The sequence below is a fragment of the Halopseudomonas laoshanensis genome (assembly GCF_008365385.1).
Taxonomy (GTDB): Bacteria; Pseudomonadota; Gammaproteobacteria; order Pseudomonadales; family Pseudomonadaceae; genus Halopseudomonas; species Halopseudomonas laoshanensis.
The window spans coordinates 58,468-70,103 of sequence record NZ_QOVF01000004.1 but is presented as its reverse complement, the minus strand read 5'-3'; the positions used below and the strand labels follow the sequence as shown (position 1 = coordinate 70,103).

At 60.0% G+C, this 11,636-nt stretch carries 8 protein-coding genes, 1 tRNA gene and 1 riboswitch; all 9 genes read right to left on the bottom strand.

Annotated features, from left to right (window positions below):
• Nucleotides 1-56: 56 nt before the first annotated feature.
• A riboswitch (cobalamin riboswitch) is annotated at nucleotides 57-301 on the bottom strand.
• Nucleotides 302-361: 60 nt separating this feature from the next.
• Complete coding sequence (locus DT594_RS13790) at nucleotides 362-1,162, bottom strand: ABC transporter ATP-binding protein (protein ID WP_149333220.1); 801 nt, start codon at nucleotides 1,160-1,162, stop codon at nucleotides 362-364.
• Nucleotides 1,163-1,172: 10 nt separating this feature from the next.
• A complete protein-coding gene (gene ntrB / locus DT594_RS13785) occupies nucleotides 1,173-1,940 on the bottom strand; it encodes a nitrate ABC transporter permease (protein WP_218574534.1) in 768 nt (255 codons plus the stop codon).
• 140 nt (nucleotides 1,941-2,080) lie between these two features.
• Nucleotides 2,081-3,415 carry a CmpA/NrtA family ABC transporter substrate-binding protein gene (locus DT594_RS13780; RefSeq protein ID WP_149333218.1) on the bottom strand — a complete coding sequence of 445 codons (1,335 nt, stop codon included), beginning with the start codon at nucleotides 3,413-3,415 and terminating at the stop codon, nucleotides 2,081-2,083.
• 310 nt (nucleotides 3,416-3,725) lie between these two features.
• Entirely contained in the window at nucleotides 3,726-4,997 is a 1,272-nt protein-coding gene (locus tag DT594_RS13775) for a nitrate regulatory protein (protein WP_149333217.1), read from the bottom strand.
• A 107-nt stretch (nucleotides 4,998-5,104) separates the two neighbouring features.
• Nucleotides 5,105-6,265 carry a hypothetical protein gene (locus DT594_RS13770; RefSeq protein ID WP_149333216.1) on the bottom strand — a complete coding sequence of 387 codons (1,161 nt, stop codon included), beginning with the start codon at nucleotides 6,263-6,265 and terminating at the stop codon, nucleotides 5,105-5,107.
• On the bottom strand, nucleotides 6,262-7,029 hold the full coding sequence (locus DT594_RS13765; RefSeq protein ID WP_149333215.1) for a hypothetical protein: 768 nt from the start codon (nucleotides 7,027-7,029) through the stop codon (nucleotides 6,262-6,264). The genes DT594_RS13770 and DT594_RS13765 overlap by 4 nt, the downstream gene beginning before the upstream one ends.
• 194 nt (nucleotides 7,030-7,223) lie before the next feature.
• Nucleotides 7,224-7,300 (bottom strand) — tRNA-Asp (locus DT594_RS13760).
• Between the two features lie 119 nt (nucleotides 7,301-7,419).
• The gene (locus DT594_RS13755; RefSeq protein ID WP_149333214.1) at nucleotides 7,420-10,467 is read right to left on the bottom strand and encodes an efflux RND transporter permease subunit; all 3,048 of its coding nucleotides are present in this window, start codon (nucleotides 10,465-10,467) and stop codon (nucleotides 7,420-7,422) included.
• Entirely contained in the window at nucleotides 10,464-11,600 is a 1,137-nt protein-coding gene (locus tag DT594_RS13750; RefSeq protein WP_149333213.1) for an efflux RND transporter periplasmic adaptor subunit, read from the bottom strand. The genes DT594_RS13755 and DT594_RS13750 overlap by 4 nt, the downstream gene beginning before the upstream one ends.
• Between the last annotated feature and the right edge of the window lie 36 nt (nucleotides 11,601-11,636).

Here is an 11,636-nt window from a genome sequence, read left to right as displayed (position 1 = left end):
AAAGGCAGACGGATCCGGCACAGCAGGAGACCGCACACCCGCAAAGCCCGCCGCTCTGCTGTGATATGCGTCAGGCCGGTCTCCGGGCTTGCGAGCGGATACAATGATCCCGTCACCGCACCTTCCCATGCCGTTGGCACAGTGGTGTATGGCGGTGACGTGCCAGCCGATTCACATCGACTGACGCTCGCTTACCGTTGCGGGGGCAGCGCCGGAATTGTCTGCAACTGGCAGACGCACCGGCTTCCCAGTTTCACCCGCTGATGAGGTATCAGCGGGCACCTGAAGCGGGGTGAAGATTAGTGATTTTGTAACAAAGCGTCAACGTTTCTCGCCCTGTATCTGTCCAACAGTTGCCAGATCAAGCCGAGACAGCCGCCTCGACCTTGCGCTGTTTTTCATACAAAAAGCGCAGCACTGCCTGGCGATACTGGTTGTACTTTGGATCGTCTGCCAGCGCGATCCGGTCCCGCGGACGCGGCAGATCAATATCCAGAATCTCGCCGATAGTTGCCGACGGCCCGTTGGTCATCATCACGATGCGGTCGGACAACAGCACCGCCTCGTCCACATCATGCGTGATCATGATCACGGTATTTTTCAGATCGTTCTGAATGCGCATGACTTCGTCCTGCAGGTGTGCGCGGGTCAATGCATCCAGTGCGCCGAAGGGCTCATCCAGCAGCAGCACCTTGGGTTCCATGGCCAACGCCCGGGCGATACCCACACGCTGCTTCATGCCGCCGGAGATTTCGCTCGGCAGTTTGTCCAGCGCGTGACTCATATGCACCATGTTCAGATTGTGCCGCACCCACTCGTCCTTCTCCTTGGCATTCTTGCTGCGCCAGACCTTGTTCACCGCGATAGCGACGTTCTGGTACACCGTCAGCCAGGGCAGCAGCGAATGGTTCTGGAACACCATGCTGCGGTCCGGGCCTGGATCGCTGACTTCCTTGCCATCCAGAATCACCCCGCCAGAGGTGGAATCAATCAGGCCGGCCACGATATTCAGCACTGTCGACTTGCCGCAGCCGGAGTGGCCGATGATGGAAATGTATTCGCCCCGCGCCACACTCAGGTTGATGTCCACCAGCACCTCCGTGGACATCTTGCCGGCGGTGAAGGTCTTGGAGACTTTCTCGATATTCAGATAACGGCTCATATGCTGCTCCTTAACCGGCAGAGGTGCCACGGGTTACCAGACGGCCAATCCAGGCCACCAGGCGATCCAGGAAGAAACCCACCACACCGACGTAGATCAATGCCAGGATGATGTCGCTGATCAGTGACGCGTTCCACGCATCCCAGATGAAGAAACCAATGCCCACACCGCCGATCAGCATCTCCGCGGCGACGATCGCCAGCCAGGACAGGCCGACGCCGATACGCAGGCCGGAGAAGATGTACGGCGCAGCGGCGGGCAGCATGATCTTGGCGAAGTACTCGGCACCGTTGAGCCGCAGTACCCGCGCAACGTTGCGATAGTCCTCGGGAATATTGCGCACGCCCACCGAGGTATTGATGATGATCGGCCAGATCGCGGTAATGAAGATGACGAAGATCGCCGAGGGGTTACTATCCTGAAAACCCGCCAATGACAACGGCAGCCAGGCCAGCGGCGGCACGGTACGCAGCACCTGGAACACCGGATCCAGACCGCGCATGGCCCAGGTCGACTGCCCGACCAGCACACCCAGGCTGATGCCCACCACCACCGCGAGCATATAGCCGTAGGCTACCCGCTCGAGGCTGGCGAGAATCTGCCAGGCCATGCCCACATCGTTGCCGCCATTGTCATAGAACGGGTCGATGATCAGCTCCCAGGTATCCGTCACCACCTGCGTGGGCGGCGGCAACGCGCTGCCTTCCATGGAACAAAGCATCTGCCAGATGATCAGCAGAACCGCAGTGAAGATCAGCGGTGGCAACACCTGGCGCATGAAAATCCCACCGTAATGTTGCAGCCAGGCCGGCAATTCGACGTTATGCCGCGGGTCTGGCTTTAGCTCCAGCGCATTAGCAGCATCAATCTTTACATTGGCGTTCATGGGCAAGCCCCTCATTGAATCTGACGTCATGTTCAGCTCATGGCCTTGATAGCCAGGCTATCGAGGTAGGCCATGGGGTTTTCCGGGTCGAAGGTCTTGCCGTCGAAGAAGGTTTCAACGCCGCGCGAGGTCGAGGTGGGAATCTGCTCCGCCGGCACCCCCAGACTGGTCGCGGCTGCGCGCCAGAGGTCTTCGCGGTTGACCTTGTCGACCAGCGCGTCCATGTCCAGATCCTGGGGCAGATAACCCCAGCGGATATCTTCAGTGATGAACCACTTGTCATGGCTCTTGTACGGATAGGAGGCGTTGTCTTTCCAGTAACGCATCTGGTTGTCGCTGTTCTCGACCACCTTGCCGTTGCCGTAGTCGAAGTTGCCCTTCATGCGTTCAACCACGTCGTTAAACGGTGCATTGATCCAGCGGCGCTTGGAGCAGATCTTCGCCACTTCTTCGCGGTTGGCCGGGTCTTCGCAGAACATCTGCGCTTCCATGACCGCCTTGAGCAATGCCTGGGCGGCATTGGGGTTGGCATCTACCCAGTCGGCGCGCATGCCCAGCGCCTTTTCCGGGTGGTTATGCCACAACTCGCTGGTGGTCAGCGCGGTATAGCCGATCTTCTGGTTGATCAACTGCTCGTTCCACGGCTCGCAGACGCAGAAGGTATCCATGCTGCCAACTTTCATGTTGGCGACCATCTGCGCTGGGGGCACGACGATGGTGGAAATGTCGCTGTTCGGATCGATGCCGCCGGCAGCCAGCCAATAGCGCATCCACAGATCATGGGTTCCCCCGGGGAAGGTCATTGCCGCGCTGACCGGCTTGCCGGTGGCCTTCTTAGCCTCCAGAGCCGCCTTGAATGGCTGGCTGTCCACGCCCAGCTTCAGGTCTGCGTATTCCTGCCCTACCGATATGCACTGCCCGCCCAGATTCAGGCGGGCGAGAATATACATGGGCGTGGGGATATTGTTCGCGGTCATCGCCCCGGTGGTGATCAGATACGGCATGGGCGTGAGGATGTGTGCGCCGTCGATGCCGTTACGCGCAGAGCCCAGCACCAGATTGTCTCGCGTGGTACCCCAGGAAGACTGCTTGAGCACCTCTACATCGGTCATGCCGTGCTTGGCGAAGAAGCCTTTTTCATCGGCTACAAACAGCGGCGCCGCGTCGGTCAGAGCAATAAAGCCCAATTTCGCCTTGGTGGTTTCCACCCCATCGCTGCCGGCGGCCCAAGCCGCTGTGCGCATGCCCGGCGGCAAGGAACTGAACAGCGCAGCACCACTGACAGCCGCTATGGAGTACTTGAGAAAGTCCCGACGCTTGATCATGCTCGGAGCGCCTTTGGCGTCCTTGGTGGTGTTGTCATCCATTGCTCAATCCCCTGAAAAAAGCACAAAAAAAACGGCGTACACGCAGGTTTCGATAAATAGCTCGAAACTCGGGTGGACGCCGTTGCCCATATTCATATGTAGAGGCCAGTGTCGATAACTCAGGCCTACCGGTACAAAGCAGAATGCGTGCCAAAAAACTGAATCATTGCAAAAACAAAGACTTCTGGTTATCGAAGAGGTTAGTGCCTGGGCTAATCGCGGAAAGTGCCGGGTCGCTCGCACAGTAACGGGGCGAGCGGGTTGCGAATGCGCTGAGCAGGTGCGTTTCGGTGGCGGGGAGCACCTGCAATCAGAGCTTCGCTTTGCCCTGCAGCAGCTCGGCGTAATTGAGCAGATGCTGCGCCACATCAGCAAGTCGCTGGCTGCGCTCCATGGCCGCGTTCTGCAACATGCGGTAGGCCGCGTCTTCGGTGAGCCCGTGCTGCTTCATCAACAGCGCCTTGGCGCGATCAATCAGCTTGCGCTCGTTCAACGACCGGCGAGCTTCTTCTAGCTCGACGCCTAACGCCTGCAAACGCAGGTTCTGGGCATGCAACACATCCATCACCGAGCGATTGAGCTGGCCTCCCAGAGTGTCTGACGCATCCAGATCGGTCGACTGCAGGTTGAAAACCCGGGTGGCCAGGAGGCTGGCGTCTTCATCAAGGCTAGCCAGGCGTTTCAACAACGCCCGATGGTTATCCAGATCCGATTGGGCTTGAAGGATCTTGCGCTGACACTGGCTGTGCAGGTGCTCGGTCATTTGATCTTCGAGTTGTTTCATCACATCAATGCGCTGGCTGGCCAGCTCAAACCAGATCTCCGCCAGCGCAGGGGCAATGGGAGAAGCCTGCGAAGAGCGCAGAGCAATCTGCCTCAACTTACCCAGCTCGACGACCGTCTGATCGGCGCATAAGTTGCGCCATAGCCGGCGCAGACCCGGCTCTGCATAGTCATTGAAAATCTCGAAGCAGCGTTTTTGCGCGTCCTCCAGAAAGCCCAGATGCGCCTGCGCTGCAGGATCGAAATAGCCCAGCGTGAACCCGGCGACCCCCGCCGCCCGCTCCTGCCCAGCCAGCTCCTTGCCCTGCATAAAGTTGAATAGCGCGACCAGATGGCGGGTAATTTGCGGATCGACGGCCGTATCGGCTGCCTCGAACACCACATTCAACAGCCCCTTTATAGGCCGGCTAAAGGCGCGGGTCGCGTCCATGGGCAGAATCTGCTGCAAGCGAATCCGCCGGCGTAATTCCGCAAAACTCTCGAAATAGTGCAGTACATAAGCGATATGGTTGAACAGCCGCGCCTTGTCAGCCCCGCAGCCAGACTCCAGATCAATACGGGCGAAGCACTCAACTACCTGTTGCTGCATGCGCTGGCTATCTGCGGTCAGGTCGTCGAGGCCAGCGCGATAACGTTCCTCGTGGCTGCCCAGATAAATATTCGAGAAGCCGCGCTCGCGTTGCAGTGCATGGATCAAACGGCCGATGCAGCCGACCAGTTCGCAGGTCAGCTCCAGACTGCGTAGACCCTGCATCTCGCTACGCCGGGCGGCGAGCATGAAATCCAACGCACTCGCCATGTCTGCCCTCCAGATGACGCGGTTAAGCTGCTAAGACCTCAGGTTAAACAAGGCAATTTTCATGCCTGAAGAAGGGACCAAAAGAAGAGGTATCGGTTTCGGGTCTGTCAGCGATCGGCGGCGGAGCCCGGGGCGGGACGACCGAGAATATGAAAGCGCTGTTCGACACCGGACTGATCGTAACTGCGCGCCAGAGTCTGCTGAATAAATGCCTGCGAAGCGCTGCCCGCCTCTTCCAGTTGTGCGCGCAGCTGTTCACGCAGTGCTACCTGACTGGCGAGCAACTCATCACTGATCTGTTGCTGCTTCTCATCGCGCAACAGCATCTCTTCAGCCTTGAGCAGGGCAAAATCGGTTATCACAATGGTGCCTGCGGCCGTGACAAAAGCCACCCCACCGGCCACCAGCGCTCCGGGACCAGTAGGCGCAGTAACCGCCGCCGCGCTACCGCCAGCCGTAATCGCCAAGGCCATACGCGGCGCCAACCGCACGGCAAAGCCCGCCAATACGCGACGGGCCGCCTGCATGGATGAAAGCGCCATCAGCCTCGGCACCAGCGCGCGACGCGCCAGCAATACAAAGGCGCCGGTACCAGTCACCATGGACGCCTGGGAACTGACTCGCCAGCGTTGGCGGTCCGCCTCTGTAGGGCTGAAGCCACGCTGCAACGCAGCATCGACGTTAAGATTAAACTCAATCGCCCTTTCTCTGGCAGGCGCAGCAGGCTGCTGCTGGGCATAGATAACCAGCAACTGTCGGCGCACTACGTCTGCCTGCTCCGCCAACACCCGGGAAAGCTCGGTATCGAGTTCGGACTCCAGCGCCGCTAGCCTGGCGTCCAATCCCGACTGCTTCAGTAAGTGAGTGTTCAGGCGCCGTTGCAGATAGTCATCCAGATCCCCACTCAGCGCATAGTAAAGACGACTGTAGGAACCGGGCATCGAATAATACCAGTCGAGATAACCGGGCAACGCCTGATGTGCCAACGCGAAACTGTCATCCAGCCAGCGGTCCAGCCACTGCTGAATATACCTGTCCGCATGGCGGCGTTGCTGAGTGCTGAGGCGCGACAGGTCGGCGTTGAACCGGCTCAGCGTTGCACCGTCGAGGACCAGTTGCTGATCGTTGATCAGCACCGCAAACAGCTGATTGTCGCTGGCCCGCTCCTGCAGCAAACGCACGCCCGCAGTCAAGCCGGCGAACAGCAACGCCACCATCACCAGCATGGCCAGCGGTTTGACCCAACGGCTTGCAGAAAGACGTTTCACCCTCGCTCCTGCGTTGTTGCGGCCTGCCTATGGCTGGCTTGGTTATCAGCATCCAACACGCCAGCGGGCTTGCTGCGAAGCGTGGCAATGCCAGTAAGCATACGCATCCAGGCCCAGATGAAGGCGCTACCACTGATCAACAGCAAACTCCACGCCAGCACACCCAGGATACCGCTGTTATCAGCATCACCCAGGGTATTCTGCAGCGCCCACTGCACGCTCAGCTCCAGTACCTGGTGGCCTCTTTCACTGAGCGCGAGCAGCGGCAGACTGCTCTGGGTATCCTGCATATGCCTGCCCAGCGCATCAATCCAGCCCATGCCCTGCATATTCGGCTGCGAGAGACTGAGCGACACCAACAGATAACCGCACAACAGCAGCGCAGCACCCAGCGGTACCAGCAGGCGGCGACTCACGGCATCAAGTAGCGGGGGCTTTACATGGCTTTGCAGCCGGCGTCGGAGGTTGATGTCCAGCCACCACAGCAGTGGCAGGCTGAGCAGCAACATCAGCCATAACCAGGGGCTCAGCCACAGCAGCTTGACCAGCATGAACAGCGCCAGTACCGATGACAGCAGCAGATGCCAGCCACTCAGCAGCCAACCACCACGCAGCCGCACATGCCATAGCGAATCAGCCATCAGGTATTGGTTCAACCAGGCGCTGCGGCGCAGGCGTGCGGCTTCGATGCTTGACGCAAAGATCAAGTAGCCAGCCACCGCCCAGACCGGCAGCAACAACCATCCCAAGTACGGCTCGGGCAAGTGGCGCCAGGCGAACAGGAAGCTAACTGCTGTGAGCTGAAGAATATAAAGGCTTTGCAATGCATCACTCGCACGGGGACAGGTCAGACGAGTCTACGCCTGCGGATTAGCGGATGCATACCCAGGCGGGTCCCGAGGGCTTATGGCAAGACGAAAAAAAGCCCCGAGTATCGCTACTCGGGGCTTCTACAAGATGGCGCAGCGGACGGGACTCGAACCCGCGACCCCCGGCGTGACAGGCCGGTATTCTAACCAACTGAACTACCGCTGCGCATCGGTACAGCGGCTGAGGTCAATTGGCTGGCGCAAGCGCCAATTCAATCTAACCCGTCCGTCTGAACAGGCGCGCATTGTAAACATTCTGCGAAGCCAGTCAAGCAGTTAGCGCAGTTATTCATTCGATGTCTGAGCATGGCTCTCAATCGCTAATGACGAACTCGCGGGCGCCTTCAATACCAGGCGGCATACCGCCGGAATAACCAGCAAGGTGAGTACCGTAGAGGCCAGCAAACCGGAAATAATTGCCCAGGCCATCGGCGGCCATAATGTGGAGGAGGAGAATGCCAGCGGCAGCAACCCGGCGATGGTCGTAGCCGTGGTCAACAGGATCGGGCGCGTACGACGCACTATCGCCTCGTAGACCGCTTCTTTGATATCCATACCCTCTGCCAGACGTTGATCCACCACATCGATCAGCACAATGGCATTGTTCACCACAATCCCCACCAGCGCGATAATTCCCAGTACCGACTGGAAGCCGAACGGTGAACCGGAGAATACCAGACCCGGAAACACCCCCACTGCAGCCAGGGGTACAGTGAGCAAAATGATGCCGACACGGCGAAAGGAGTTGAACTGCAGTAGCAGGAAAAACAGCAGTAACAGCATACCCACGGGCGCGGTGGTGAAGATCGCGCTGTTGGCATCACCGGAGCCCTCGCTGTCACCGCCCAGCTCCAGCCGCACGCCGGCTGGCAGCGGTGTTTCGGCCAGCCCGCTATACATCTGATCAAGCACCTGACTGAAACTGTAACCGTCCTCCAGGCCCGCGGTAACGGTATACACCCGCACCCCGTTGCGTTGGCGGATGCCCGCTGGCTGCCAGCCCGGCTGGATACGCGCCAATGCCGTCAACGGAATCGACTCGCCCTCGTCATTGAATACGCTGGCTGACATCAAGCGCTCCAGCGACTGCCGCGTGCCCTCTGGCGAGCGCAGCACCAGCGGCAGCGGGTCGCGCTCCTGGCGATACTGCTCAACGGTCAGACCCAGGCTGCGAGTATTCAATGCCTGGGCAACATCAGCCCGGGTCAGGCCGTAACGCGCCGCCAGGGCATCGTCCACGTCAACGCGCAACATTGGCACACCCAGATCGATATCATGCCGCACATCCACCGCGCCCACGCTGCCCTTGAGCAGCGCAAACACCTGTTCGGCGGCGGCTATGCGCACGTTGTCGTCAGGGTGATAGAGCCGCACCTCGACCGGCGCCGCCCGCGGCGGACCCTGGCCCAGGGTACTGGCGACCACATCCAGCTCCGGCATGCTATTGGCCACATGCTCGCGGACCCAGTGGATGATGCCGTTAGTGGCGGCCAGATCCTCGGTATGAATAACAATGCGCGCCCGGTTAGGCGCCTGGGGTGCACGCGTCAGGTTGTAATAGAAGCTCGGACCGGCAGACCCGGCGAACCGATGCACCTGCGTCACCTGGGGCCGTTGACGTATCCGACTCTCCAGCTCAGCGGCCACTTGTTCAGTACGCTGCTGATCGGTGCCTTCCGGCATATACAGTTCGACCACCACCAACGGCCGATCGGCATTGGGGAAAAATTGCAGTTTCAACTGCGGCAGCAAAGCCAGGCTCAGGCAAACCATAACCGCGCCAAGCAGGATCATCCACACCGGCGAGCCGGTACTGAGTCGGGCAAGGCCATTGCCTATATTTTCCATCACCCGGCTAGAGCGTGTTTGCGTTGGCTTGAGAAAACGGCCGGCGAGCAAGGGTGCAACGCCTATCGCCAGAAGGTAACTGACCGTCAGCGTCAGCATGATCATCACCGGAATGCCCCGGGTAAAATCGGCTGTGCCACCCTTGGCCAGGAGCAAGGGCGTAAAAGCTGCCAGGGTTGTCGCTGTCGAGGCGCCCAAAGGCCCGGCCAGCTCAGCGATGGCATGGCGAACGGCCTGAGCGCGCGATTCGCCACGGTTGAGCCGATCCTGCACGTTCTCGACCATGACGATGGCGTTATCAATCAGAATGCCCAGCGAAATGACCATACCGATTACCGCAATCTGATGCAGTATGCCGCCGCCCAGATCGTAAATGCCCAGGCTGATAAGGGCGACCATCGGCAGCATGGTGGCGACCAGAATGCCCATGCGCCAGCCCATGCCGACAAACACCACCAGCACGATGATCAGCACACTGCCGAGCAGGTTCCACTCCAGCCCGTCCAGCCGCTCCTTTACCTGATCCGGCTGAAAGAACATCTCTTCTATATGCAACGGCGCAAACTCGGGCCGCAACTGCTCGAGGCGTTCACGCACCTGCTCCCCGAAACGGATCGCATCGAGCTGACCCCTGACCGCTGTCAGGCTGACGATGACCGCTTGCTCGCCGTCGAACCAGGCTTTCGGCTGGGCAGGCTCCAGAGGGCCTCGCCAGATATCGGCGATGGCCTCCAGCGGTATTTCGCCGCCCTCCGGCAAGGGAATCTGAGTACCGCGCAGGGCATCAATACTGACAAATTCGCTATTGGGTAGCAGGCCCATGCGCTTGTCACCGGAGACCACAAAGCCACCGGGAATAACCTGGTTGCGCTGCGCCAGGATCGATGCCAGATAGGCAGGGGAAATGCCTAGGCGGCTCATCTGCGCATCACGCAGGGCGATGGTGACCTGCTCGTCGGCCTTGCCTTCCAGATCAATACGCGACAAACCGGGAATATCCAGCATCGCGCGTTTGAGGCGTTCCGCCTCCAGCCCCAGATGCACCAGCGAGGCATCGCCGCGCACGGCCAACACCACGGCGGGGATATCGATCATGCGATCGTCAAGGGAGATCTGCGCCACACCGCCGGGAAACTCCAGTTCGGCGCGCGTCATTGCCTGGCGCACCCGATCCCAGGCGGAGTCGGTATCGTAGATCGCATCTTCGAGATTGAGGCTGATGAGCGCCACACCCGTGCGCGCGGTGGCGGTAAAATATTCCAGCTCCTCAACCTGGGATAGCTCATCTGATAACGGCTCAAGCACCAGCCGCTCTACTGCTTCAGCCGTCGCGCCGGGGTAAACCACCGTAATTAGCCCGGCACGGTGCGGAAAGCTCGGGTCTTCCTGGCGGGCCATGGTCAGGTATGAGGCTATGCCGAGCAGGCACAGCATGACCACCACCAGACTGATCAGCCGCGGGCGTACCAGCCCGAGAAGATTCATGGCAGCAGCTCCACGGCATCGCCATCGGCCAAGCGTGTCAGCCCCGCATATACAACCTGGTCACCCTGCTTTAGCGGGCTGTTACTTAAAATCGCCTGTTCGCCCTGCATTGCGCTCACGCTGACCGCTACGCGCTTGACCCTGCCCTCCTCGGTGACCTGAAATACCGCCAACCCATCGGCGGAGCGCATCACCGCTGACAGCGGCACCCGTAAAGCATCGCCCATCTTGCGCTCGATGCCGACCTCCACGGCGTCGCCGGAGCGGAACTGAGTCGAGTCAAGGCTGACCACCATCGGGTACAGAACCCCCGCTTGCGAAGCACCCTGCCCCAACTCCAGCAACCGCCCTACAGCCTGCCGCCCGTCCGCCTGCGAACCGGTCAGGCTCGACCCAGTCAGGCTAGACCCGGTCAGGCTAGACCAGACCGGCAACGTTTGACCTACCACCAGATCGCCTATCAGATGCGCAGGTACTCTGACCTCGACTTCCAGCCCGTTGGATGAAGCCAGCCGCATGACCGCCTGACCAGGCGCGACAAACTCCCCTGGTTCCACCAGCAGCGCCTCTACCCGGCCACTAAAGGGCGCCCGCAATTGGCTTTCTGCACTCAATTGTTCGCTCTGTTTCAACGCGGCCCTGGCACTGCTAACGCTAGCATCCAATGCCGCCAATCGGGCGCTCTGCTGTTCCAGCTCCTGGGTCGATAGCACGCCGCGCTCGAACAGTTGCTCACCACGCTGCTGTTCACGACGCGCCTGCTCTGCCTGCGCCTTTAATTCATTCAATCGGGCGCGCGCGGCGTCACGCGCAGGCACCAGTTCTGGATTGTAAAGCGCGGCCAACACTTCGCCGGCCTGCACCTGCTGGCCTATTTCCACCTGCCTTGAACGCAGCACGCCACCCACCTGAAAGGTCAGGCTGGCGCGATCTCTGGCGCGCACCGAGCCGGCAAAGCGCAGTGGCTCCGCGGCGACACTACCGGTGACTTCCACCGCCCGTACCGGCACCACATGTGGCTGCTCCCCGACCGCCGCATCCGCGCTGCCAGCAGGCCCGCAACCGTTCAGAAAAACGACGGAAGTAAGCAGAGCGAGTATGAGAGCATTAGCTTTAACCGTTGCCGTTGACATGATGTACTCCAAAATATCGGCCGCAGGGGAACCCTA

Bases quoted from the DNA above. Each gene is read 5' to 3' on its own strand.
- DT594_RS13755 (WP_149333214.1), bottom strand. From the start codon at position 10,467: ATGAATCTTCTCGGGCTGGTACGCCCGCGGCTGATCAGTCTGGTGGTG.
- DT594_RS13790 (WP_149333220.1), bottom strand. From the start codon at position 1,162: ATGAGCCGTTATCTGAATATCGAGAAAGTCTCCAAGACCTTCACCGCC.
- DT594_RS13750 (WP_149333213.1), bottom strand. From the start codon at position 11,600: ATGTCAACGGCAACGGTTAAAGCTAATGCTCTCATACTCGCTCTGCTT.
- DT594_RS13780 (WP_149333218.1), bottom strand. From the start codon at position 3,415: ATGGATGACAACACCACCAAGGACGCCAAAGGCGCTCCGAGCATGATC.
- DT594_RS13775 (WP_149333217.1), bottom strand. From the start codon at position 4,997: ATGGCGAGTGCGTTGGATTTCATGCTCGCCGCCCGGCGTAGCGAGATG.
- ntrB (WP_218574534.1), bottom strand. From the start codon at position 1,940: ATGCGCCAGGTGTTGCCACCGCTGATCTTCACTGCGGTTCTGCTGATC.